Raw genomic sequence first — 23935 nt, forward strand, 5'->3', positions numbered from 1 at the left:
TCCGCCCGTCCCGCCTGGTACGAGGTCACCATTGTCTGGCACCCCGCAATACTACAAGTGTATCCGGGGCCCTGTTTGCACCCGGGGGGCGTTGCCGGTTTCGTGAACGGCCCGCGCGGACCGAACGGCCGTGGACGTACGAATGAGGCATGACCCCACCCCCTGCCACCCCATCCCCTGCCACCGCACTCCCTGTCACCGCCCCTGCCGTGCCCGTGTCCGCCATACCCGTCCCCGCCACGCCCGTCCCTGCGGCGACCGGCTCCCGGGGCGCCCGTGCCGCATGGATCATGCTGGCTTCCGGTTGGAGCGCCAACCAGTTCTCGGCACTGCTCGGCGCCTACCGCAGCCACCTCGGGCTGGCCGAGTCCACGGTGACCGGCCTGTTCGCGGTGTACGTCGTCGGTCTGGTCCCGGCGCTGCTGATCGCGGGGCCACTCGCGGACCGCAGGGGGCGGCGCCGGGTGGCGCTCGTGGCTCTCGTCCTCAACGTCCTGTCGACCCTGCTCCTGATGGCGGGCGGCGCCTGGGGCGGTACCTGGCTGCTGCTGCCCGGCCGCTTCCTGACCGGTGTCAGCGCGGGCGCGCTGCTGGCTGCGGGCAGTGCCTGGATCAAGGAGCTGTCCGGCTCGCCGCGCCGCCCCGGGCTGTTCGTCTCGGCCGGATTCGCGACGGGCGGCCTCGTGGCGGCGCTCATCGCGCAGTGGGCGCCCTGGCCGATGGTGACGGCGTACGTTCCGCACGTCGTCCTCGGAGCGGCGGCGGGGTGGTTCGCCCTGGCCGCGCCGGAGACGTACAGTCCGCTCCCGGTATCCAGCCCCGAATCCGCCCACGGGCACGGCCGCCTCTTCCGGCGCACGGTCCTGCCCCTGGCGCCCTGGGTCTTCGCGGCCCCCACCATCGGCTTCGTCACACTGCCGAGCACCCTTCACACCGGCCTGATCTTCACGGGCGTCGCGACGGCCGTCGTCCCCGGCACCGGTCTGCTCACCGCACGGCGGGCCGGGTCCACGCCCACCACGGGCCTGCTGGTCGTCGCGGTCGGAACGGCGACCGCCGCCGTCGCGGCCGCGTCGGAGAGCCGGCTCCTCGCCCTCCTTGCCGCGATCGTGCTCGGCGCGGGCTACGGACTGGCCCTCACCTACGGCCTCACCCGCACCGCAGCTCTCGCCCCGCCCCACCGACTCGCCCGCTGGACGGCCCGGTTCTGGACGGCGGCGTACCTCGGCATGTTCACTCCGTACGTCCTCACGCTCCTCGGCCACGTCTCGCCGACGCCGGTGCTGCTGGCGGCCGTCGCACTGCTCGCCCTCGCCCACGCCGCCGTATCGTCATCACGACGACGCCTTCGGCGACGGCCTTCTCCCCGTACATCGCCCAGGTGATCGCTGGGCACCAGGACACAGCCGTGTCGGCGAGTGTGGGAGACACGGGGGCCTTGCCAGGGCAGCATCGGCATGCTTCTGGTGAAAGGTGTTGGTCATGCCGCGGATGTCGAAGATCGAGCTGTACGCGGCGATCCAGTGTGGCCACCGTGGCGGCATGTCGATGCGGGAGCTTGAGCGCGTCCTTGGCGGCTGCGGCGCCAGGGCTGGGCTGGGCACCGAGATTCTCGGTGCCCTCCAGACAGACGGCTTCGGCTTCCTGGACGAGCTCGAATTCGCATGGAAGCCGCGCATCCGTCTCAGCCGGTGAGCAGCAGTGGGGCGGGCAGGGTGATCCTGTCCGCCCCTTTGTCACTGCGACATGCTCATGTCGGCGCTGATCCGAGGTTCTGCGGTGCGGGTGACCGTGACGGTCGGCTTCGGCTTCGGCTTCGCTGTACGAGTGACCGTGACCGTCGGCTGCGGCTTCGCTGTACGAGTGACCGTGACCGTCGGCTGCGGCTTCGGCTTCGCCGTACGAGTGACCGTGACGGTTGGCCGCGGCTTCGGCTTCGCGGCGGCCGCAGCGGGGGACTTGGCGGCCACGGGCTGGTGCGCCGCCTGAGCGGCGGCCGAGGGCTGGGCGGTGGTGAGTGCGGCGGGCACGATAAAGGCGAGGGCCGGCACCGCGGCCATGCCGGCGGCCGCGAGTCCCATGCGTCTGGTGCCGGCAAGCTTCATGATTGCTCCCCAAGGGCCGAGCTGGTGTGAATGATTCGGCGTAATTCCAGCAGAACGGTCCGTTCCCCGGGCCATGTCCGCAAGTTCTGACGGGCCATTCACCCGGGAGTGGGGATTCGTTCGAATCACGGCGTCTACCAGCGGGGAGCCTCCCCGCGCAGCGCGGCGGGCTTCTGGGCCGCCGTGCCAGCGGCCGTCGGCACGCGCGGCAATGGCCTCTGGCGAGGGGTCACGCGACAGGAGCTCCCGGCGTCAGTGGCTTCTGCGCGGGTGCGGCCGCCTCTCTGGTTCACCACTCCGAGGGTGCCCGGTGTTTGTCCTGCACACGGTGGGGTCGTCGGTGCCGGTTACGACGACGAGGCTGTGCATTCGGCCAGCACTGTTCGGGCCAGCCCGCGTAGCCAGACGTGCGCCTGGTCGGTGTCATAGCGCTGATGCCATGACAGGTACACCGGGGCCGAGGGCAGTTCGAGGGGAACGGGAAGCACGGCCAGGGCGAGGTCGGTGACCGCTGACCGTGTGGTGGCTTCGGGGACGCAGATCAGGAGATCGGAGCCGCGCAAGAACTCCAGTGCGGCCGCTTCCGTGGGTGCGGCCGCCACCACTCGGCGCGTGAGGCCGAGTTGCGCGAGGGCGTCGTCGACGGCGTCGCTGAGGTTTCCGCGCCGCGAGACAGTGACGTGTTCGGCGGCGGCGTACTGCTCTGCGGTGACGGTCCGGCCGCGGGCAAGGGGGTGCCCCTGCCGCATGACGACGACGAGGCGGGTCTCGCCGACGCTCTCGGCGCGGATGTCCGGCGCGCTCGGCCGGGTGGCGTTCGCCTCCAGGTCGACCTCGCCTCTTCGTAGCTCGGGGGTGTCGATGCTCGCTTCCGCGAGGAAACGCAGGCGTACGCCCGGTGCCTGTCCGCGCACGGCAGAGAGCAGTGCGGGGCCGCACAGAGCGACCAGGGAGTCGTGCCAGCGGAGGGTGAACGTACGCTCCAGCGTGGCCAGATCGAGTTCGCGGCTCGGCGCCAGTACGCCCTGGACCTGGTGCAGCAGCTCGTGCACCTGCTCCCGTACGGCGATCGCGTACGGCGTCGGGGTCATCGTCCGGCCCGTGCGCACCAGGATCTGGTCGCCGGTCGTGCGCCTGATCCGCCCCAGGCTCCGGCTCATCGCGGGGGCGGTGACGTGCAGGCGGGCGGCCGCTCCCGCCACGCTTCCCTCTTCGAGCAGCGCGTCGAAGGCGGAAAGCAGATTCAGATCCAATTGCATGCGAGTAATTCTATTCGTGCCTGACATGCATTTGAAGTTAATCATGGGCCTGTATACCTTCGAAGCAGAGCGCGGGACAGAACGCACAATTCGTCCCGAATTCCTCAACTCACCCTCTGCATACGGGAGTACAGCCATGTCCGAAACGCTTCAGACCACCCACATCGCCACCTCCGACGCCGAGCTGCTCGACCGGACCGCGATCGCCGTGCGCACGGCCGGTTCGGCGCTGCGCGAGCGTTTCGGTGACGTGGTCCCGTACCGGAGCCGAGAAGAGCTCATGCGCGCGCTCGCCGACAACGACGACACGGCCCTCGGCATCCTGCGCCCCGTCCTCACGCGTCTGCGCCCGGACGCCGGCTGGGTGGAGGACGAACTCGACGGCGGGGCGCTGCCGCCCGGCGAGTGGTGGGTCGTGGACCCGGCCGAGGGCAACGTCAACCACCTGCACGCCCTGCCGGAGTGGGCGGTGACCGCCACCCTCGTACGGGAGAACCAGCCGGTGCTCACCGTGGTCCATCTGCCGCTGACCGGCGAGACCTACACGGCACTCGCCGGTGGGGGCGCCCATCTCGACGGCCGCCCGCTGCACGTCTCTCCGACCACGGACCTCGGTCTCGGCCTCGTGGCCACCAGCCAGGCCCGTCCGGACGAGGACGAGAAGGTGGTGCGGCACATCGGCTCCTCGATCACCGCGATGCTCTTCGACGCACTCGTCGTTCGTACTGCCGTACCCGCGACCTTGCATCTGCTGAACGTGGCCGCCGGCCGGATCGACGTCTTCTGGCAGTTCGCCGGCGCCCGCGCGGATCTGCTGCCCGGGGCGCTGCTCGTCGCCGAGGCCGGCGGCCGGATCTCCGACGCCGAGGGCCGTCCCTGGACTCCGCAGAGCGAGAGCTTCCTGGCCGCCGCGCCCGGCGTGCACGCCGAAGCCGTCAACACGCTCTCCCTCTGACCACACAACGCCGGCTGCACGCACGGAAGGACCAGATCAACATGACCACGATCGCCATTCTCGGAAACGGCCGCGTCGGCGGGAACCTGGCCACCGCCCTCACCCGGGCAGGGCATGAGGTGACCGCGGTGGACCGCACTCCGGGCGCCGCCGCGTCGGCAGCGCGGACCGCCCGGATCGTCATCAACGCCACCCCGGGCGCCGGCTCGCCGGAACGGCTGACCGCGCTGCGCGAGGAACTGCGCGGCAAGGTCCTCATCGATGTCTCCAACGCCACCACCGATGGGCCCGACGGTCTGCCCGCCGACCTGATCCACCCCGGTTCCAGCCTCGCCGAGCAGCTTCAGGAAGCGCTCCCCGAAACGCGTGTCGTCAAGACGCTCAACACCATGCTCTTCCCGGTGATGACCGCACCCGCCGCACTGGCCCAGGCACCCGACGCCTTCCTCTCCGGCGACGACCCGCAGGCCAAGCAGACCGTTCGTGAACTGCTCGTGGACCTCGGCTGGCGGGAGGAGTGGATCACCGATCTCGGCGGGATCCGGACCGCCCGCGCCACGGAGGCCGCGATACTTTTCGTACCGCATGTGATCCGGTCCAGCGGATTCGCGCCCTTCGCGGTCTCGATCGCCCGCTGATCCGGGCCGGCCACGGCCGGGCTTCGTCCACAGCGTGGTGCGGGCCGGGCCGTCCCGGGCTCGCAAGTTCCGCCTCCGGGTGCTCTGACGGACCGCGAGTCAGCGCGAGTTCGCAAGGCTCAAGGAAGGTCGCTGTCGCCTCCTAGGTTGGCGATCATCCGCCGGAGCACATTCAAAGTGGTGACGTAGTCGGCGGTCTCCACGCCGTTGTGCGTCCGCTCGTGGACTTCGAGGGTGCGGGCCCTTGCGCGCTGCCGTCCCTCTTCGCCGGCCTCGGTGAGGGTGAGGCGGCCGCCCGGCTCCGCGATCCAGCCACGGGAGGCGAGGTCGTCGTAGACAGCCTCGAAGTCGGTGTCCTGGCGGTCGAAGGGGGAGAGCTTGGCGGTGAGGGGGGCGCGGGTCCACTGCTCGGGGGCGCCGGCGACGTGGTTGAGGATCCACCAGTGCGGTTGGGTGAGCCCTTCCTCGGCAAGGGCACCACGGATGCTGCCGACGATGATCTCGTTTGCGGCCCCGCTCCAGTAGCCGATGGGCTGGGCGGCCAGCCGGTCCTGTGAGTACTCGGTGATCGTCATAACCGGGAGCCTAAAAGCTCAAGCAGGGTTGAGGTCAATGGTCGGCATCCGATCCTGACCACGACGGCGGTGGTGCTCGCGCATCTCCCACGGATGCGGCTCGCCCCGCGCCCCCTCTGGCCAGGGGTCCTGTCTCCGGATCTCGAACACGTCCGTGCCGCTCGGGTCAGGGGCCGCCGACGGTGTCGTCCGCGCCGCCGACCACGTCCGCCGCTTCGAATGCCTGGGCGACGGCCAGGCTGTCCTCGTAGACGTGGTGCCGGGTGACGAGGCCGTCCGCGACGGTGAGGTGGAGAGCGAACCGCGCTCGGTAGGCGCGTCCGGTGGGGCGGGCGGTCTGGCGGATCTCGCCCAGTACGACCGCGTCGCTTCCGTCGACAAGGATGCGCTCGATCTCGGTCGCCACCTGCTCCGGCACGTGGTACTCGGCGAGCTCGCGGTAGTGGGCGGCCGCGTCCGCCCGGGTGGACCGGTGACGGATCCATGGCGTGGCGGGACGACCGTGCTCGGCCTCCGGCCAGTCGAGCTTCCAGTCGCCCTGCTCGGCATACATCTCGGCGATGTGCTCGGGGTTCCCCGCGCCGATTCTGCGCAGCAACTCCTCAACCACGGCGCGCGTGTTCGCGGGCGGGGCAATGGACATGGCCGGCCTCTCCTCCAGGTCCGCGTCCTCCGACGCGAAGAGATCACCAATCCTGTCGGCACGGGCACTCCGAGACGATTACCTCCGGAGTAAGGCGAGCGGATCACCACGTTCCATTCGTACGGCCATGGGTCGGTCACACCGCGCTCGCCGTCGGTCCCGATCCCTTCCTCGTCCCGGGCACGCGGCCCCGGCGGCAGCCGGACTCCTTATCACCGATCACCGTTTCTCGGCGCGGCCAGACCGGGTCGTGGCCGGATTCGATGTGGTCCCTGACCGGCTCGACGGCGGCCGGGCAACCCCGTCAGGCGGCTTCGTTCTCGTTCCGGACCGCGCCCAGAGCTCCGAGTGGCGCAGCCTCGCTCCGGGAGGACCCGGCCGGGGCGCCCCGCCCCACCAGCCACGACGGGCAGCAGCCAACTCGGCGGACCGTTCGTGGTGTTGGATCGCCGGGCGGAGGCTCCGCTTACGTCGGGCGTGCGCCGGGGGCCAAGAATTGGTCTGTACCAGATCTGGCGAAGCTCTTGCCAGAAACCGCTCACCTGGGCAGGATTTGACTCGCGATCAAGCAGGTAATCACTTGCTTTCTCATCCCATGTCGCGCTTTGGCATCCGCGGCGTCCGTGGCACCCCATGGGACGCACCCGCCGAAGCCGGATCGTTCCGCTCCACGTTCCACCTGCACATGCGCCTCCTCCCCTCACGCATCGCCATCGGACGAAGGAGTTCCCATGTTCACGAAGTCCCTTTCCAGGAAGCACGGCGCCGTCGGCGCCGTGGCCGTCGCGGCGGCCACGGCGGGCATGCTGCTGGCCACGGCTCCCGCAGCCCAGGCAGCGCCCGGCGACTGCACCGTCTCGTCCGGGAGCAGCAGCCTCTCCAGTGTCTGCACCAGCGGCACCGGGCAGCACCGGGTCCACGCGGTGCTCAACCCGCTCGATCCCAGACTTCCGCAGCGCATCATCCTCGGTAACTGGGCCCCGGTCGGCCAGACGTCGGTCGCCTCCAACCCGTGGGGGGCGGGGTACGTCGCGAACGTCTGGGTGGACCGCATCGACTAGGACGTGCCCGCCGCTGGTAGCGGTGAGGCGATGACAGCCGTATGAAGCGTGACAGGCCGGCCCGTGAATCGGGCCGGCCTTGTCGTGTTCGCGGTGTGGGACGGACAGGCGGACGGCGGCGCACGGGCATAGGCGGAGGGCGGACGGGCGTACGGCGTACGGATCGTCGCCGGGGCGGGCCGTGGGCCGGAGGGAAGGTCCGGGGCGGGACGGCGCGCGCGGCGCGGCGGGTCTACGCGGCCGGTGGCGGCTGGGGTTCGTTGACGGCGTCCGGGGCGGGCAGTCGGGCGGTGGAGTCCGCGTACTTGAGGAGGAGGCGGGCGAGTTCAAGCCGTTCGGCGTCGGGCCAGTCACGGGTGATGTATTCGAATGCCTGCCGCTGCTGGCGGCGGAAGAGGGCGAGGAGGGCGGCCCCTTCCTCGGTGAGGTGGAGCACGGTCCGGCGCCCGTCCCGCTGCGAGGCCGCGCGGATCAGGTAGCCGTGGGAGATGCAGTCGCTCACCATGCGGCTGGCCACCGACGGGTCCACCGAGAGGTGGTCGGCAAGCCCGCCGACCGTCATCTCCGTGTCCGTCGCCCTTGCCTCGTCGACGAGGTTGAGGACGAGGTTGCGCTTGAGGTCCTTGGGGCTCGCCGGGGGATCGACCGGGGCCTGCCTGGTGCGGGGCCTCAGCCGGGCGAAGGCCGTGCCGACGGCGTCGAGAAGGGCCTGCTCCTGCGGCGTGTAGGCGTCCGTATCGGTCATCTCCTCAGCGTATCGCATACATCTGCAGTCAGCAGATACATGCAAAGCTGCATGGAATTGCTCATTGCATTAATGTGGTGATCGCGGCGGGGGAACTCGGTGCCAGTCGAGCGATGTGCCTGCCCGGAGGAGAGAGTCATGATCACAGCCATCACCAACGGTCGGGTGTTCGACGGTGAGCAGGTGCGGGAGGAGACCACCGTCGTACTGGAGGGCACGCGGATCATCTCCGTCGGAGGTGAGCCGCCCGCCGGGGCGGAGGTCGTCGATGCCCGGGGCGGGACGTTGCTGCCCGGCCTGTTCGACGCCCATGTCCACACCTCCGACGAGGCACTCGCCCTGGCGCTCCGGTTCGGGATCACGACCGAACTGGAGATGCAGGGCATGAACACCAAGGCCGGTCGCGCGCACATCACGGAGAACGACTCCCTCGCCGATGTCCGCTCGGCGGGGTTCGGTATCACTCCTCCCGGCGGCCATCCCAGCGAACTCATGCCGAAGGACTTCTCGTTCACGGGGCACGGCGGAGAAACCGGCGGAGGGCCCGGCGAGGAGAAGGGGCCCGGCGGAGGGCCCGGCGAGGAACCCGATCGTTCGAGGCCGCGGGAGATGCCGCTGATGCCGTTCTCCACCACTCCGGAAGAAGCGGTGGCCTTCGTCCCCCGGCTCGTCGCGGCGGGCTCGGACTACATCAAGTTCATGGTCGACGACGGCACCGTCGAGGGCCACCCCGGTCTGCCGATGCTCGATCAGGCGACCCTGACCGCGGGTGTTGCCGAGGCCCACCGGAACGGGGTGCTCACCATCGCCCACACCCTGACCGTCGACGCGACACGGATGGCGATCGAGGCCGGCATCGACGGCTTCGCCCACCTGTTCATGGACCAGCCGCACACCGACGAGATCATCGGTCTCATCGCCGCCTCCGGCGCGTTCGTCATCCCCTGTGTCGTCCTGAACGCCTCCATGATGGGTATCACCGGCTCGTCCCTCGCCGAGGACCCACGCGTCGGATCACGCCTGGACGGACCCTGGACGAACACGCTGACCAGCAGTTACAACCGTTACCCGCAGGGCAGGCTGGATGACGTACTGGCCTCGGTCAAGGCCCTGCACGACGCCGGTGTCGACCTCATGGCGGGCACCGACGCGGCGCCCCTGCCCCTGCCATTCCTGGGAGGTGTGGTCCACGGGGCCAGCGTCCATCAGGAACTCCAGTACCTCGTCCGGGCCGGCCTCACACCGGTCCAGGCCCTCCGCGCGGCGACCCTCACTCCGGCACGCCGCTTCGGTCTGGAGGACCGTGGCCGCATCGCCGAGGGCCTGCGGGCCGACCTGTTGCTCGTGGACGGCGACCCCACGACCACGATCGGCGACACCCTCAACCTGCGTGACGTATGGCGTCGCGGCTTCCGCACCACGCTTGCGGACTCGTAGAGACCGGCCCCCCCCCGGCGGCCGAGCGGGACCGGTTGTCCCGGTACCGGTTGTCGCGGGGACTCCTCCGGCCGGTTCGTACGTGCTGTCCTATGGTTCCGGGATGAGCAACTCCGCTGCGGCAGCCGTCCTCACCACCGACGGCCTCCCCGAAGCACTGCATGCGGTGCGCACCTTGCCGCGCGTGGCCGACACCGATCACATCGAGGTCGGCTTCGAAGTGCATGTCCGGAACCGGAACGGCGACCAGACCGCCCGCGTCCACTGGCTCGCCGATCGGGTGGGCGGCCGGTTCACGGGCAGGGTGGAGTTGGCGCCGCTGTAGTCCCCCGGGGCCCGGTCCCGGCACCGGGGCCCCGGGGGAGAAACGGTGGAGTCATCGACTACTGACCGCCGCGGGCCATGAGGACCGGCTGGAAGAAGCCGGTCTCCGCAGGTGTCCGCCATACGAGGTCGACGAACCCGGCCTCCGCCGCGAGGCCGGCCAGCCGGTCCTGGCCGAGTGCCCAGTAAGTGGTCCGGCGGACCTGGACGCCCCATTCTCCGCCCGCCGGAACGAGTTGGAAGTGCTCCAGGTCGTAGTGCTCGCCGTCGTCGTGCCAATGCCAGAGCTGAAAAGTGACGGTGCGTCCGCCGTCGTCGGTGCCCTCGGCAATCCGGTGGATCTGCGGAGGCGTCGACGCCGGGCGGTCGCGCAGCAGATCGTCGTAGGGACGTGTGCTGACCAGCAGCAGGCCGGAAGGACGCAGCACGCGGCGCATCTCGGCCAGGGCGGTGCGTACATCCTGATCGGTCAGCAGATGCGGCAGCGAGTTGTCGGCACAGACGACGGTGTCGAAGCGGCCGTCAGGAAACGGCAGGCGTCGCATGTCGGCGGCGGCCGTACGCAGGTCCAGGCTCCGGCGGGCGGCCTCACGGGCGGCGCGAGCGGCGGCGCGCGGGCTGATGTCGGTCCCGGTGACGTGATGCCCGCGCTGTGCCAGGCCGATGGCCTGCGTGCCGATGCCGCAGGAACAGTCGAGCACCGACGCACCGTCCCGGCCGATCAGGGCGTCCAGGGCAGCGCCCTGCCGCCGGATGCTCGCGTCCCAGTCCGGGTAGATCAGGTGGTAGTCGTCGGCCAGCTCGTCGTAGAAGCGGGTCACAGATATCTCGGGCATGGCCGGAGGCTACCGCGTCGCCTTTTCCCGGAAGCGCCGGTCGTTCTCCTGGCCGGTCAGCACGGGCGGCCGTGCGGGCCACCGTGCGTGGCGGCGTGTGGAGCGCCGTGCGGGCCGTCGGGCCGTCCCGTCCCGTGCGCAACCGCGTGTGTGGTGACGTCAACTGCCGCTGGTGCTCGGGTTCGAGCGGGCATTTCGTGTGGGCCGCGCCGCCTGGCCGCTGATTCCCCGTGTCTGCCCGCTCGATGGTCTCCCTGAACGCGGCCCTGCGGACCGGCGAGGGCCCCGGTGTGACGTCCGGGACCCGTCGCGGACACGTCGCGGGGTACTGCAACCGTGGCGAAGGGAGCGGTGCGGCGGCGGGTGGTCGCGGGGAGCCGGGGCGGGCGTGTGACGGTAGCGCTATGCACGGTCCCGGCCAGTCCTCCTCCTCCGCGCACCGGGGGTGGCTGGCGTTTCTGCTGCGGGAGCGTCCGCGGCCCCGTGCGCTCCGGGAACGGCCCGGGGCCTGGCGGGCGGCCGTGGCGGCGGTGTGTTTCGGGGCGTTCATGGGCCAGTTGGACGCCAGTATCGTCACCCTCACCTACACGAGCCTGCGGGCGGAGTTCGATGCGCCGGTCGCCGCGGTGGAGTGGGTGTCGCTGGCCTATCTCCTCGCGCTGGTCGCGCTGCTGGTGCCGGCCGGGCGGTTCGCCGACGCCCATGGCCGTAAGCAGTTCTATCTCTACGGGTTCGTCGTGTTCACCGCGGCCTCGGCTGCTTGCGGGCTGGCGCCGACGCTCGGTGCGCTGGTGGCCTTCCGGGTGGTACAGGCGGTCGGCGCGGCGATGCTCCAGGCCAACAGTGTCGCCCTGGTGACCACCAGCGCGCCCCGGCAGCAGATGCGCGCGGCGCTGGGGGTGCAGGCCGCAGCGCAGGCGCTGGGTCTGGCCCTGGGGCCGACCCTGGGCGGTCTGCTGGTGGCGACCGTCGGCTGGAGGTGGGTGTTCGGTATCAACGTCCCGGTCGGGATCGTGGCGGTGGTCCTGGGCTACTACGTGCTGCCGCGCACCCGCGCCCGTACCCCGATGGCCGTGTTCGACTGGCTGGGTCTGCTCCTTCTGGTGACGGCCACCACCAGTGGGCTGCTCGGAATCTCGGCGCTCTCCGGTCTGGCGCTGCCCGGGTGGTCGGTGGCTGTCCTGTTCGCCGTGGCCGTGGGAACGGGGGCGGCCTTCTTCGTCCGGCAGCGGCGGGCCGCCGCTCCGCTGGTGGACCTGGAGCTGCTGCGGAGCCGCGCGGTGTCCCTGGGTCTGGCGGGCGCGTTGTGCGGCTACCTCGTCCTGTTCGGTCCCCTGGTGCTGGTGCCGCTCGTCCTCACCGGCCGAGGGACCTCGGGGCTGGTCACGGGCGCCGTGCTGACGGCGCTGCCGGCGGGATTCGCGCTCGCCGCGACGGCCGGCGACCGGGTGGTTCCTCGCGCGCTGACCGATCGTGACCGCTGTCTGGCCGGGTCCGGGCTGTGCGTGGTGGCACTGGCCGCGCTGCTGGCCGTGCCGTTCGCCGTGGCCTGGCTCGCCCCGGTGCTGGGACTGCTGGGGGTGGGGCTCGGAGTGTTCACCCCGGCCAACAACGCGGTGATCATGGGGGCCGTCCCGGTTCGCGCCTCCGGCACCGGAGGCGGTCTGGTCAACATGGCCCGGGGGCTGGGTACCGCGCTGGGGGTCGCGCTGGTCACGCTCGCGCTGAACGGCGGGGCGGCGGGACCGCGCCGGGCCGTTCTCGTCCTGCTGCTGGTGGCGGCGCTGACCGTCGTCACCGCGTGGGCGGGCTCCGCCGGTACGGCATTCGGCCACAACTCCCGGGAAGAACCGTGAGGGTGGCGGCGGTGGCCGCCCCGGCCCGAGCCGACGATCCGCACCAATACGTGCGGTCGGCGCCATGGCTCGCTTCCGCAGGACGGGCCTCCGCAGGACGGGCCTCCGCAGGACGGCCGGAGTGCGGATGGCCGGAGTGCGGATGGCTTGCGGCCGCGGCGTCCGGAGTCGGAGCGAGTGCCGTAGTACCCATATCTGGAGTGAGAATCACACCGGTTTGTCACCATTCTGTACCAGATCGGGGAATGCGCACCGGTTCTCGCAGATGGTGTGGATAGCGTCCCGCTCCATGAGCACTGTGCATCTGCCTCCTGCCGAGTACTACGCCACCCTCCCCAAGATCGTCGGTGGGGCGGGAGCGGTCATCCGCGACACCACCGGCCGGTTCCTTCTGGTGAAACCGTCCTACCGCGACCACTGGGAGGTCCCGGGAGGCGGGCTGGCGCCGGGCGAGGACCCGAGGCGAGCGGTGCGGCGCGAGATCAAGGAGGAGTTGGGGCTCAACCTCACCCCCGGGAGGCTGCTGGCCGTCGACTGGGTGCCCGAACAGCCCGACGGCCACCCCCCGCTGTGCAACTTCGTCTTCGACTGCGGCCTGACCACGAAGGACGAGGCGCGGCGGCAGGTCCGTCTCGACTCCGGCGAACTGACCGAGTGGACGCTGGCGTCACCCGAGGAGTGGGACGCCCTCCTCCCGCCGCATATGGCCCGCCGCCTCCACGCCTGTGCCCGCGCCCTCACCCACGACACCACCCTCTACCTGCACCACGGGTTCGATCCCATCCGGCACCACACCTGATCTCCCACCGCTCCTCCCCCGGCCCGGGGCGTCCCCCGGCGCCCCCGACCGCGAGGGCCGTACCTCACTTGCGTGCGACGAACCCCCACTGGTCGACGGGCTCGGCGCTCGCCTCGTCCGGATTCGGGCGCCACAGGGAGATGGATCCGAAGCCCGGAGAGACCAGTTCCATCCCCTCCGCGCTCGCGAGGATCTCCTCGGGCCGGCGCACCAGATAGGGCGGGGTGTCCCCGGAGGCGTAGGCCTCCTGTGCGGCCAGCGTCGCTTTCGTGGCGACCGTGTCGCAGAGGACCAGATGGCTGCCCTCGGCGACACCGGCCATGTACCGGCGCATGAGGTCGATGCCGGCCTGGGGATCGACGTGTCCCAGCGTGGAGAGCACCATGACGGCCACCGGCTGCGTCATGTCCAGGGTCTCCGCGGCTTCCTGGAGCACCCGTTCGGCGTCGAGCATGTCCGCGTGCACGTAGTTCGTCATGCCGTCCGGCGCGCTCGTCAGGAGGGCGCGGGCGTGGGCCAGGACCAGGGGGTCGTTGTCGACGTAGACGATGCGCGCCTTCGGTTCGATGCCCTGCGCGACCTCGTGGGTGCTGTTCTGGACGGGCAGCCCGGTCCCGATGTCGAGGAACTGGGTGATGCCCGCTTCGCCCGCCAGGTACTGGACGGCTCGGGCCTGGAAGGCGCGTGAGGCCAGGGCGAGGTCGCGCGTCTGGGGGTAGCTCGCGATGACCTGGTCGCCCAGGGCCTGGTCCACCGGGTAGTGGTCCTTGCCCCCGATCCAGTAGTTCCAGACCCGGGCCGAGTGGGGTATGCCGCTCTTGATCCGGGCTTCGAGTTCGGGGCTGTTGTTCATGTGCAACCTTGCTTCTTGTTGTGGGCCTGGTCAGCCGGCTGACCAGTGGGGTCGCTGGTCGCGTCGGATACGGGCAGGCCGGTCCACGTGGCGTCCTCGTAACCGTAACTGCCCCGGAAGGCTCCCAACTCACTTTCCGCACGGTCGAATCGAGCTCCCGACGAACTCCCGACGAGTTCCTGCCCAGCTCCTGACGAGCTCCTGACGAGCTCCTGACGAGCTCCTGACGACTCGCGCGCGTGTACTGACACGTGTCATCGCTCAGCGGGGTGGGCCGGCGGCCCCGGCCGTGGGCGGGTTCGGCTCGGAGTCCCCGGGCGTCGACTCAACGCGCTGCCCACGTGGTCGAGTCCCCGGGGGCCGACCCAGCCTGCCGCTGCTGGTGTCGACCCCCGGGGTCGGCTCAGCGCCCCGCTGCCGTTGCCGGCTTCGCGAGGGTGCAGCCCGTGGCCGACAGGTCGAGCTTGTTGCCCGTCGTGAAGCAGGCGGGGATGCCGTAGGTCTCCTCGGCGTATCCGGTGCCCTCGTGGATGGTGACGGCTCCCTGCTCGCTGACCTCGCAGGGGTTGTCAAGGGTGCAGCTTTCGCCGTTCTCGTTGATGGTGTTGTTGATCGCCGTGACCTGTCCGGTCGTCGTGTCGATGACCGGGGAACCCGAGGTGCCGCCGATGACCTGGCATTCCGGGGTGTAGCGGACCGCGTCCTTCCATGTCCACTGGCTCTCCTTCAGGCGGTACGCGAATCCGTCGATGGAGCAGGAGTAGACCCGCTTCCAGTAGGCGGAGACCACGTCGATCGCATGCCCCTGCACCGGGTGGGTCGCGGACAGCGTCAGCGGCGCAATGCCCGTGGACTGCTGTATCTGGGCGTAGGTCTTGGTCAGTTGGTAGATCGTGACGTCCGTGTCGGTCATCGTCGCGTAGACGACCTTGTTCGCCTTGAGCGTTCCCGCGGTGCCGGCCGAGGCGTTGAGCAGCGTGAAGCTGCGGGTGGAGGACTGGTTGGTGATGACCTGGCCCGCGCTCGGGAGGCCCGTTTCGAGGCAGTGGCCGTTCGTCATGACCAGCGCCGGGTCCGTCGCCTGCGAGTTCGGCATGCGGATCAGGGAGCCCGAACAGTTGCTGAGCGCCACGGTGCCGGCGAAGGAGGAGGCCGTCACCGGCGCGGGCGTACCGCCGGGGTGCACCGCGGCCGCCGCGGCGGTGGGGGTCGCCCCGCTCACGTGGTCGGGTGCTGCGACCGCCGTACCCGTGGTGGCCGTGAGGGCGGCTGCGCCGAGGACAACGGCGGTGAGGGTGGCGAGGAGAGGCTTGCGCATGGTGATGGTCGGTCCTCTCGGTCCGGTCCGAGGAGCCCGGTGGCCCCTGGACAGCGAAGGGTGACCGCATTGTCGGCGTACAGCCAAGTCCTTCGCTACCCCGCAGCTTCTTCCTGGCTCTTTTGCCCCTCTTGACGGCCACCGCCCCGGTGGTTTCGCCACCGGGGCGGGAGGCGCGCAGAGACCGGGGTGCGCAGTGGCCGGGGTGCGTAGAGGCCGGGGTGCGTAGAGGCCGGGGTGCGTAGAGGCCGGGGTGCGTAGAGGCCGACGGCGTGTAGTCGGCTTCCGGGCCGAGGCGAAGCTCGGGGTCGTCACCGAGACCCTCCGGCCGTACCCCCAGGCGTGGTTCCTCACCCGCAGGGTCACGACGCACGACACCCGCATGGACGGGCACCCGCTCCCCGCCCGGGACCAGCCTCGCCTACAGCCCCTGCCTCACCCACCCCCACCCCCGACCTCTACGAGGATCCCGAGGGCCCCGACCGCCCACGCCCGCCCGGACGGCAACGGGCAACAGATCCGCCCCGTCCGGGGAGCGCCGTTCGGACCGGGCACGCTCCGGATGCGGGCGGCGCCCCGGCAGGGTGCGTCAGGACGGCCGGGGCCTGTCGCATGTCGGCTGCGGCCACCGCGGTGTCCCGGAGGCGTCGGCCCGTTCCAGGGGTCCTGCGGTGGCCACCGGCGGCGCCGAAGGCGGGTTCAGGGGGCCGTCCGGTCGGTCAGAGCCCTACCGGGTCGAGGTAGGTGGCCGGGTGGGTGGCGCCGTCCTGCTTGAGGATCTGGCCGCCGAACGGCCACTTCAGGGTGAAGTGCTTCGTCTCGTTCGGCGGGGTGACCAGGAACTTCGCCGGAACGAACTTCTCCTTCTGCGGTGTGGACTTGGCCACCGGAAGCAGGGTGATGCCGAAGTCCACCGTGGCCCCCTGTTCCAGGACCATCTTCACGGGCTTCTTGGAGGAACGCGCCAGCGACCAGGTGCCGTCGGTCTTCTGGGCACCGACCATGTCCACGCCGGCGAAGCCGGAGAGGGTGCAGGTGCGCTTGCTCCGGTTGGTGAACCAGACGTACGCCTGGGTCTGCTTCTTGGTCTGTCCCATCTCCGGTGCCGCGTCGCCCCCCAGAGCGAAGCCGGCCTTCAGGTCGGCGGTGTGGCAGCGGGTCGGCCCGGCCTTGGCGGAAGCGGCCGAGGCCGGGACGGCGGCAGCGGCGGTACCGGCGGCGACGACGGCCGCGAGGGCCACGGCGGTCAGCTTGCTCTTCATGAAGTTTCCCCTCGGATACGGATCGGCGCGCGGAGTCAGTGCGCGTCCGCACCGGAAGATGCGCAATGTCCGGGGGAGGTTCGGTGGGCCGGAGGACCTTTTACGGGCATCCGGCCCGCAACTGCGGTCAGGTGTACGAACGCTGGGGACGCGGCGCCCACCGGCACCCGGGCCCACCCGCGCACCGGCCGCCGTCCACGCCCGGCCTCGCTTGTCCGCGCCCGGCCTCGGAGGCTCCGGCGGCGACCGCGCGGGCGAGGTCGCCGTCACCCGATCCGCCGTATCCGCCGGGCCGCCAAGCCTCCGGGCCGCCGGGCCCCCGGTCCGCCGTATCCGCCGGGCGACCGGTGTCATCCCCGTCAGGCCCCGGGTGTCCGCACCTTCGGCCAGTCCAGGCCGCGCAGTTCGGCGTCCAGGCCGCCGTCGCAGTACATCAGGGTGCCCACGCAGTATCCCGACTTGGCGGAGAGCAGGAAGTGAACCAGTTCCGCGACCTCCTCGGCACTGCCCGCCCGGCCCGCGGGGACGGACTTGAGGAATGCCTCGATCCCGGCGGCGATCTGCGGGTCCTGGCGGCCCGCCCTGGTCATCGGGGTGTCGATGAAGCCGGGTGCGATGGCGTTGAGGCGGATGCCGTCCGCGATGTATTCGGCGGCACGGGTGCGGGTGTAGTAGGCGATCGCGGCCTTGGTGGCCGGGTAGGTCAGGACGCCGCCCTCGTCGGCCCGCGCGTCCGCGAGTGCCCTGGCCGCGCCCTCGTCACCTGCCAGGCACGCTTCGGCCAGCTCGGGGCTCCAGCCAGGCTGTGTGCTGACGGAGTTGGACGAGGCGAGCACCACGGAGGACTTCTCCGCCGCGGCCAGCGCCGGCCTCAGCTCCTCCAGCAGTCCGACGGCACCGAAGTAGTTGACGGAGACCAGGAGGCTCGCGGGGCGGCCCGCGCCGCCGGAGATCCCGGCGAAGGGCACGAAGCCGTCCAGCCGTCCGTCGCACAGGCGGGTGATCGCGGCCGCCGCGTCGGCCCGCCCCTGCGGTGTTCCGAGGTCGGCCTCCACATCGGTGCCGCGCAGATCCACACCGATGACACGGTGTCCTTCTGCCGTGAGCAGGGCCGCGATCGAGGCGCCCATGCCGGATGCGGCTCCGGTGACCGCGATGGTTCCCATGAAAATCTTCTCCTCGTGTTGCGCGGTGGGGGGTGTTGAGGTGCGGGTGCCCCGGTGGCCGGTTCTCTCTGCGGCCGGTTCTCTCTGCGGCCGGCTCTCTGCGCGGCCGCCGGAACCGGGCACGCGTATCAGCGGAGCTTCACGGCCCCGCCGTCGGCCATCAGGGTCTGCCCGGTCATGTACTGGGCGTCGTCGCCGGCCAGGAAGGCGACGACGGGGGCGACGTCGCGCTCGGGGTCGCCGAACCTGCCCAGCGGCACCGAGGCGGCGGACTGCGCGTACTGCTCGGGACGGGCCTCGGCCCACTGGGCCACACCGGCGGTCAGGGCCATCGGGCAGACCACGTTGACCCTGATGCCGTACGGGGCCCATTCGTTGGCGGCCACCCGGCTCAGGCCACGGATCGCTTCCTTCGCCGCCGCGTAGGAGGCCTGGTTCGGCTGGCCGTTCAGACCGGCTCCGGAGCCGAAGTTGATGACACTGGCGGAGCCGGACCTCTTCAGTTCGGGCAGTGCGGCGAGCATGAAGTTGCGGGTCGCGTACGGACCGGTGTCCATCGCGAGGTTCCAGTCGTCGTCCGTCTGCTCCTCGAACGGCTTCTGCCGCGACACGCTCGCGTTGTTCACCAGCACGTCCAGGGCGCCGAAACGGTCGACGGCGGTGGCGACGGCCGTGCCGGCGACCTTCCGGTCGGAGACGTCGCCCCGCAGGAAGACCACGGCGTCGCCGAGTTCTTCGGCGATGCGCTGTCCGGCCTCCTCCTGGAGGTCGACGACGACGACCCGGGCGCCGCGCGCGACGAACACCCTGGTGATGGCGCCACCGATACCGGAGGCGCCTCCGGTGACGATGGCCGTCCTGCCCCGCAGTGCGTCGGAGTTCATGGTGCGATTCCTTTCGTGGCTGTCCGCGCCGCGGGCCGACCCGCGGCGCGGGGGAAGTCGGGGGCCCGCGGGCCTGCTCGCCCGCCCGGCCCCCGGACTCCGGGGCGTGATGCCCTGGTCACACGTTTCAGTCGGGGAGCTGGGCGCGCCGCCCCGGAGCGGCGGACGACTGCATGGTCATTCCGCCGTCGACGACCAGCAGCTGGCCGGTGAGGTAGCGGGACTCCTCGGAGGCGAGGAACACCATGGTGTGGCCGATGTCCTCGGGCGAGCCGAGCCGGGGCAGCGCGTTGCCCTTCTTGAGGCTCTCGATGACGCTGTCCGGAAGGTTGTTCTCCAGGGCGGGGGTCAGGACGGCGCCGGGGGCGACGGCGTTGCAGCGCACGTTCTGGGGCCCGTACTGGACGGCGGTGGACTTGGTGATGCTGACCACGGCCGCCTTGACCGCCCCGTAGGACGTCTGCAGGACATCACCGACGAGTGCGGCGACCGAGGCGGTGTTGATGATCGAACCGCCGCCGGCACGGATCATGTGCGGGATCGCGTGCCGGGTGCCGAGGAGGGTGCTGGTCACGTTGCGCTCCACCGCCCTGTGGAACTCGCCCATGTCCATGCGGAGGACGTCCAGGTCGGTACGCGGGTCGGTGCCGCCCACGTGGTTGCAGAGCACGTGCAGGCCCTGGAACTCGCCGACGGTGGCGGCGATCATGTCCACGATCGAGCCCTCGTCGGTGACGTCCACGGTCACGGGCAGGGCCCGGCCGCCGGCCTTCTCGATCAGCGCGGCCGTCTCCTCGGCGGCCTCGGTGTGGAAGTCGGCGACGACGACCCGCGCGCCCTCCCGGCTCATGAGCTGGGCGGCGGCCCGGCCGATGCCACTGCCCGCACCGGTGATGACGGCGACCTTGTCCTTCAGGCGTTCCATGGGTGTCTCCTTCGTCGTTGCTGTTCTCGGTTGTTGTTCTCGGTTGTTGTTCTCGGTTGTTGTTCTCAGTTGCTGTTCTCAGTTGCTGTGTCCGGGGCGCGGCGGGTCAGCGGGAGACGGCGGCCGCGGCCGGGGCGGATTCCGGCGCGGCGGCGCGCCGGACCCGGGGAATGAAGAGGGTGAGGACGATGCCGGCGAGCGCGGCCAGCAGCGCCACGACATAGGTCATGCGGAAGCCGTTCTCGGTCGGTACGGAGACCGGGCCGAGTTGGGTCGACATGCCGGCGAGCATCGCCGCCATCACCGCGCTGGACGAGGACGTGCCGACCGAGCGCATCAGGGAGTTGATGCCGTTGGCGGACGCCGTCTCGGTCACGGGAACGGCGCCCATGATCAGGGCGGGGCTGGCGGCGTAGGCGATGCCCACACCGGCACTGACGATCATCGACATGACGATGATCTGCCAGACCTCCGCCATGAGCCCCAGGCCGACCCCGTACCCGACGCCGATGACGCAGAGACCGGTCAGCAGCGTCACCCGGGCGCCGTGCCGGGCGGTGATGCGGGCCGAGAGCGGCGCGAAGGCCATCATGACCAGGCCGCTCGGCGCCAGGGCGAGGCCCGCGGCGAGCACGGACTGGCCCAGGCCGTACCCGGTGGCGGAGGGGGACTGGAGCAGCTGCGGCAGCACCAGCGACGTCGCGTACATGGAGAAGCCGACCATGAGGGACGCCAGGTTGGTGAAGAGCACGGGGCGGCGGGCGGTGACCCTCAGGTCCACCAGCGGCTGTGCGACGCGCAGTTCGTACACGCCCCAGAGCGCGAGGACCACGACACCGCCGGCGAAGAGTCCGAGGACGGGGCCGCTGGTCCAGCCCCAGCCGCCGCCCTTGGTCGCCGCAAGGAGCAGGCACACCAGTCCCGCGGCGAGTCCGATCGCGCCGAGCACGTCGAAGCGTCCCGGGGACTGGTTCGGGGATTCCCGCAGGAGTGCCGCCACGAGCCCGAGGCAGATCACGCCGAGCACGGCGGCGACCCAGAACAGCACGTGCCAGTCGGCGTACTGGACGATGGCGGCGGACACGGGCAGGCCGACGGCACCACCGACGCCGAGGGCGGCGCTGACCAGGGCGATGGCGCCGCCGACGCGTTCGGCGGGCAGTACGTCGCGCAGGAAGCTGATGCCCACCGGGATGACTCCGGTGGCCAGGCCCTGCAACGTCCTGCCGGTGATCACCGGGATCAGGCTGTCGGACACGGCGCACAGCACCGATCCGACGACGACCAGGACCAGGCTCGCGACGATGACCCTGCGTTTGCCGTACATGTCGCCGAGGCGCCCGGCGATCGGGGTGACCACGGCGGCGGCCAGGAGCGTGGCGGTGATCGCCCAGGAGGCGTTGGACGCGTCCGTGTCCAGCAGATGGGGGAGCTTCGGGATGATCGGCACGATGAAGGTCTGCATCAGCGAGATCACGACGCAGCTCAGGGTGATCACGGTGGTGACCGCCGCCGGCCCCACGGTACGGACGGTTCTGGTCGGCACGAGGCACTTCCTTGAGAGACGGGAGGCCCACCTGTGTGTGGGCCGGGCTGCACGCGGCACGGGCGACTCGGCAGGGGCCGCCCTCCTGCTCCGTGCCGGCGGTGTCGCGGCCCCGGGGCCGCGGGTTCCTCACGGCACTCGAAGGCCCCCGGCAGTAGGATGTGCATGTTACATACACATCATCCGGGGTGCAATGCTCCGGGGTCGAGCGCCGGGGGGCCGGGACGGCCGTGGACACTGGTGAAGCGGATCCAGACGATGGGAGTACGAGACACATGACGGAGCCGGCCGAGCAGGACCGCCACCTGAACGACCTGGAACGGGAACTGACCCTGCTTTCGAGGCATTTCATCGCGTCGCGCGGCCCCCGCATCGGTCAGAGCCTCGACCGCTCGGCCTACGTCCTGCTCACCCGGCTGGAAACGGGCGAGCCCCTCACGCTCAAGGAGCTGGCGCACACCTTCCAGGCCGATGTCTCCACGATCAACCGGCAGATGAGCACCATGCTCGGACACGGCCTCGTCGAGCGGATCGATGCCGCCACCAAGGGGGGCGCCCGTACCTTCCGGCCCACCCCGCTGGGTCTGGAGCGGCTGGAGGCCGACCGGGCCATCAGCAGGGCGGGGGCCGCGCGGCTGATCGAGGCGGCCGGCTGGGACGAGGAACGGACCAGGCAGTTCCTCACGCTCATGATCGAGTTCAATCACGGCATCGAGCAGTTGGAGGGACTGGCCCGGGACCGGCCGCAGCGGGCGGAGGGCCCTTCCGCCACCGGATGACCGTCCTGCCCGGTCCGAGAGCCGGAATCGAGGACGAACGAGCCCGCGCGACAGGCGTTCCGGGGGCGCGGGACGGGTGCCGGGCTTCTTGCCGGTCGGCGCGTCGGTTCACCCGGCGCCTACGATGTCCCTCGCGCGAGGGAGGTCCGGGCCGCGCCGGGCACAGGACCGGCGGCGCCCCGTCATGAACCGGGCCGGACCGGCTCATGGGCCGGGAGCCGTCCGCCGGTGCCGGGCGGTGCCGCGGACCGTCGGCCGCTCCCCCTCCCGCCGCAGGCGGCAGACCGCGGTCCCGGTGACGGTGGCCCTGCCGCGTGTGGCCGGTGGGGCGGCGGGGTCATGGAGAAGAGAACAGGGGGCGGGAACATGAGCGAGGACGGACTCGACGGTCGGCTCGGGTCGGCGGTCCGGGCCGGGGACGCCGACGCGGTGCGCGATCTGCTGAGCAGGGGCGCGCGTCCGGACACCGTGGACGAGAACGGACTGCCGCTGCTGTGCGCGGCGGTGGCCGCGTACGACGAGCCGGTCGCCGAGGCGCTGGTGGAGGGGGGCGCGGACCCCGACCGGGTACTGCCGGACGGGACCACGCCGCTGTGGCGCGCCACCGACGGCGGCTCTCCGGCGGTCTTCTCGGCGGTGCTGGGAGAGGAGTCCCGGCTGCGGCTCACGGAGTCCGCCCGTGAACGGCTGCTCGCCCTGGCCCGGAGCCGGTACGAGACGGGCGCTGCCGGGGAACTGCGCCGCAGGGCGGGCGCGCCGGTCGCGGCCACGACGGTCCGTGTCCAGGACGGGGCGTACCAGTGGGTCGAGCAGGTCTCGGCCGGCGGCTTCGTCGTACGGGCCGGGCACGGCGCCATCCTGACCCTGCTGGAGTGGGCCTTCCGCGTGCTGCCCCCTGTCGACGAGCTGATCGCCCGCGCGGTCCGGCACCCGGATGAGGAGCATGTGGACTGGTTCGCGGCCTGCTGGATCCTCACCCGGCGCCGGAGCTTCGAGACCTGGTCGGCGGTGGTGGCCCATCGGCACGACCCGGACCGTGCCAGTCGCCGGTTCGTGCTGGACTACCTGCGGACGCGGGGGCTCCTCGACACCAGCCCCTTCTACGAGAAGAAGGAGAGCGATCTCCTGGCCGTCTGGGCCGTCGAGGAGACGGACGACGAGTTGCTCGCGAAGGTGCTCGGCGCCTTCACCGAGCACGACCATCCGGACCAGGAGGCCATCGGCCTCCGCCACGCGGGCCATCCCGATCCGCACGTACGCCGCGAGGTGCCCGGCGCCCTCTCCTCGGACGACGGCCCCCGCACGCAGGAGGCCGGGGACGCCCTGCTCGCCCTCATGGGCGACCCGGACGCCGAGGTGCGGCTCAGGGCCTGCACGGCGGGCATGTGGGCCGAGGGTCTCCTCCCGGAGACCACCCGGACGCTGGTGTCGCTGACCGGGGCGGCGGACCCCGATGTGCGAGGCGCTGCCGCGGCGGCGCTGGCCGGTTCCCCGGTCCGGACGCCCGGTGTCGCCGACGCCCTGGCGGCGTTGCTCGACGACGACCGCCAACCCGTACGGCTGGAGGCCGCGTACGGGCTCGCGCTGCGGGACGACCCCCGCACCGCCGAGGCGATCGAGCGGGTGGGGCCCCTCGGCACCGGCTTCGAGCACGACCACCGGGCCGACGAGCTGTGGCGGTGGAAATGGCGGCGGGAGGGCCCGGCCGTCGGATGACGGCCGCTCCGGCCCCGGCGGCCGCCGTACCTCTCACGGAGGTACGGACCGTGCTCCGGCGGGGTCGGGCGGTGGCCGCGCCCGGGTCGGCGGGTCCCCGCGTGGCGCCGGGGAAACGACGAAGCCCTTCCCGGTCGGGGAAGGGCTTCGTGAGCGAGCGCTGGGCAGGCCTTGCACCTGCATTTCCCCGCGGGAAGCGGGGCGTCTTTCCTTGGACCACCAACGCGCGTCGGCCACCGCGCTGTTCGCGGTG

24 protein-coding genes are annotated in these 23935 nt (G+C 71.3%); 11 read left to right on the plus strand and 13 right to left on the minus strand.

Going from position 1 to position 23935, the window contains the following annotated elements; translation table 11 throughout:
• The first annotated feature begins 290 nt into the window (after nt 1-290).
• Entirely contained in the window at nt 291-1385 is a 1095-nt protein-coding gene (locus ACFVFH_RS34650) for an MFS transporter (protein ID WP_383776594.1), read from the plus strand.
• A gap of 97 nt (nt 1386-1482) precedes the next feature.
• Complete coding sequence (locus ACFVFH_RS34655) at nt 1483-1695, plus strand: hypothetical protein (protein ID WP_383776597.1); 213 nt, start codon at nt 1483-1485, stop codon at nt 1693-1695.
• A 41-nt stretch (nt 1696-1736) separates the two neighbouring features.
• Here ACFVFH_RS34655 and ACFVFH_RS34660 read toward each other — a convergent pair whose 3' ends face one another.
• Entirely contained in the window at nt 1737-2105 is a 369-nt protein-coding gene (locus tag ACFVFH_RS34660) for a hypothetical protein (RefSeq protein WP_383776599.1), read from the minus strand.
• A gap of 347 nt (nt 2106-2452) precedes the next feature.
• A complete protein-coding gene (locus ACFVFH_RS34665; protein WP_383776602.1) occupies nt 2453-3364 on the minus strand; it encodes a LysR family transcriptional regulator in 912 nt (303 codons plus the stop codon).
• 136 nt (nt 3365-3500) lie between these two features.
• Between ACFVFH_RS34665 and ACFVFH_RS34670 the strand changes: the two genes are divergently transcribed.
• Together ACFVFH_RS34670 and ACFVFH_RS34675 are read left to right on the plus strand one after the other, a co-directional pair.
• Nucleotides 3501-4319: a 3'(2'),5'-bisphosphate nucleotidase CysQ gene (locus ACFVFH_RS34670; protein ID WP_383776605.1), complete on the plus strand. Its 819-nt coding sequence runs from the start codon at nt 3501-3503 to the stop codon at nt 4317-4319.
• A 41-nt stretch (nt 4320-4360) separates the two neighbouring features.
• Complete coding sequence (locus ACFVFH_RS34675; RefSeq protein ID WP_383776608.1) at nt 4361-4957, plus strand: NADPH-dependent F420 reductase; 597 nt, start codon at nt 4361-4363, stop codon at nt 4955-4957.
• Nucleotides 4958-5076: 119 nt separating this feature from the next.
• Here ACFVFH_RS34675 and ACFVFH_RS34680 read toward each other — a convergent pair whose 3' ends face one another.
• Together ACFVFH_RS34680 and ACFVFH_RS34685 are read right to left on the minus strand one after the other, a co-directional pair.
• On the minus strand, nt 5077-5532 hold the full coding sequence (locus ACFVFH_RS34680) for a MarR family transcriptional regulator (RefSeq protein ID WP_383776611.1): 456 nt from the start codon (nt 5530-5532) through the stop codon (nt 5077-5079).
• A 166-nt stretch (nt 5533-5698) separates the two neighbouring features.
• The gene (locus ACFVFH_RS34685) at nt 5699-6175 is read right to left on the minus strand and encodes a nuclear transport factor 2 family protein (RefSeq protein ID WP_383776614.1); all 477 of its coding nucleotides are present in this window, start codon (nt 6173-6175) and stop codon (nt 5699-5701) included.
• Nucleotides 6176-6906: 731 nt separating this feature from the next.
• Between ACFVFH_RS34685 and ACFVFH_RS34690 the strand changes: the two genes are divergently transcribed.
• Nucleotides 6907-7236 carry a hypothetical protein gene (locus tag ACFVFH_RS34690; RefSeq protein WP_383776616.1) on the plus strand — a complete coding sequence of 110 codons (330 nt, stop codon included), beginning with the start codon at nt 6907-6909 and terminating at the stop codon, nt 7234-7236.
• A gap of 232 nt (nt 7237-7468) precedes the next feature.
• Here the strand turns inward: ACFVFH_RS34690 and ACFVFH_RS34695 are convergent, their stop codons facing one another.
• Entirely contained in the window at nt 7469-7981 is a 513-nt protein-coding gene (locus ACFVFH_RS34695) for a MarR family winged helix-turn-helix transcriptional regulator (RefSeq protein WP_383776619.1), read from the minus strand.
• A 138-nt stretch (nt 7982-8119) separates the two neighbouring features.
• Between ACFVFH_RS34695 and ACFVFH_RS34700 the strand changes: the two genes are divergently transcribed.
• On the plus strand, nt 8120-9418 hold the full coding sequence (locus tag ACFVFH_RS34700) for an amidohydrolase family protein (protein WP_383776622.1): 1299 nt from the start codon (nt 8120-8122) through the stop codon (nt 9416-9418).
• Nucleotides 9419-9521: 103 nt separating this feature from the next.
• Nucleotides 9522-9743, plus strand: a complete 222-nt coding sequence (locus tag ACFVFH_RS34705; protein WP_383776625.1) for a hypothetical protein — start codon at nt 9522-9524, stop codon at nt 9741-9743.
• A gap of 58 nt (nt 9744-9801) precedes the next feature.
• Here ACFVFH_RS34705 and ACFVFH_RS34710 read toward each other — a convergent pair whose 3' ends face one another.
• Complete coding sequence (locus ACFVFH_RS34710) at nt 9802-10578, minus strand: class I SAM-dependent methyltransferase (RefSeq protein WP_383776628.1); 777 nt, start codon at nt 10576-10578, stop codon at nt 9802-9804.
• 404 nt (nt 10579-10982) lie between these two features.
• On the opposite strand from ACFVFH_RS34710, the gene ACFVFH_RS34715 reads away from it, so the two are divergent.
• Together ACFVFH_RS34715 and ACFVFH_RS34720 are read left to right on the plus strand one after the other, a co-directional pair.
• On the plus strand, nt 10983-12434 hold the full coding sequence (locus ACFVFH_RS34715; protein WP_383776631.1) for an MFS transporter: 1452 nt from the start codon (nt 10983-10985) through the stop codon (nt 12432-12434).
• Nucleotides 12435-12723: 289 nt separating this feature from the next.
• Complete coding sequence (locus tag ACFVFH_RS34720; RefSeq protein WP_383776634.1) at nt 12724-13233, plus strand: NUDIX domain-containing protein; 510 nt, start codon at nt 12724-12726, stop codon at nt 13231-13233.
• A 64-nt stretch (nt 13234-13297) separates the two neighbouring features.
• On the opposite strand, the gene ACFVFH_RS34725 is transcribed toward ACFVFH_RS34720, so the two are convergent.
• The 7 genes from ACFVFH_RS34725 to ACFVFH_RS34755 all read right to left on the minus strand — a co-directional run bounded on the left by ACFVFH_RS34725 (nt 13298) and on the right by ACFVFH_RS34755 (nt 21187).
• The gene (locus tag ACFVFH_RS34725) at nt 13298-14086 is read right to left on the minus strand and encodes an SAM-dependent methyltransferase (RefSeq protein ID WP_383776637.1); all 789 of its coding nucleotides are present in this window, start codon (nt 14084-14086) and stop codon (nt 13298-13300) included.
• A gap of 403 nt (nt 14087-14489) precedes the next feature.
• Entirely contained in the window at nt 14490-15404 is a 915-nt protein-coding gene (locus ACFVFH_RS34730; RefSeq protein ID WP_383776640.1) for a serine protease, read from the minus strand.
• Nucleotides 15405-16123: 719 nt separating this feature from the next.
• Complete coding sequence (locus ACFVFH_RS34735; protein WP_383776642.1) at nt 16124-16666, minus strand: DUF4232 domain-containing protein; 543 nt, start codon at nt 16664-16666, stop codon at nt 16124-16126.
• 359 nt (nt 16667-17025) lie between these two features.
• Entirely contained in the window at nt 17026-17832 is an 807-nt protein-coding gene (locus tag ACFVFH_RS34740) for an SDR family oxidoreductase (protein ID WP_383776645.1), read from the minus strand.
• Nucleotides 17833-17960: 128 nt separating this feature from the next.
• On the minus strand, nt 17961-18716 hold the full coding sequence (locus tag ACFVFH_RS34745) for an SDR family NAD(P)-dependent oxidoreductase (RefSeq protein ID WP_383776647.1): 756 nt from the start codon (nt 18714-18716) through the stop codon (nt 17961-17963).
• Nucleotides 18717-18843: 127 nt separating this feature from the next.
• A complete protein-coding gene (locus tag ACFVFH_RS34750; protein ID WP_383776650.1) occupies nt 18844-19641 on the minus strand; it encodes an SDR family NAD(P)-dependent oxidoreductase in 798 nt (265 codons plus the stop codon).
• Nucleotides 19642-19747: 106 nt separating this feature from the next.
• Nucleotides 19748-21187, minus strand: a complete 1440-nt coding sequence (locus ACFVFH_RS34755) for an MFS transporter (RefSeq protein WP_383776653.1) — start codon at nt 21185-21187, stop codon at nt 19748-19750.
• 275 nt (nt 21188-21462) lie between these two features.
• Between ACFVFH_RS34755 and ACFVFH_RS34760 the strand changes: the two genes are divergently transcribed.
• Nucleotides 21463-21966 carry a MarR family winged helix-turn-helix transcriptional regulator gene (locus ACFVFH_RS34760; protein ID WP_383776656.1) on the plus strand — a complete coding sequence of 168 codons (504 nt, stop codon included), beginning with the start codon at nt 21463-21465 and terminating at the stop codon, nt 21964-21966.
• Nucleotides 21967-22332: 366 nt separating this feature from the next.
• Nucleotides 22333-23682: a HEAT repeat domain-containing protein gene (locus ACFVFH_RS34765; protein ID WP_383776659.1), complete on the plus strand. Its 1350-nt coding sequence runs from the start codon at nt 22333-22335 to the stop codon at nt 23680-23682.
• Nucleotides 23683-23935: the final 253 nt, after the last annotated feature.

The organism is Streptomyces sp. NPDC057697, from assembly GCF_042799335.1.
In the GTDB taxonomy this organism is placed as follows: domain Bacteria; phylum Actinomycetota; class Actinomycetes; order Streptomycetales; family Streptomycetaceae; genus Streptomyces.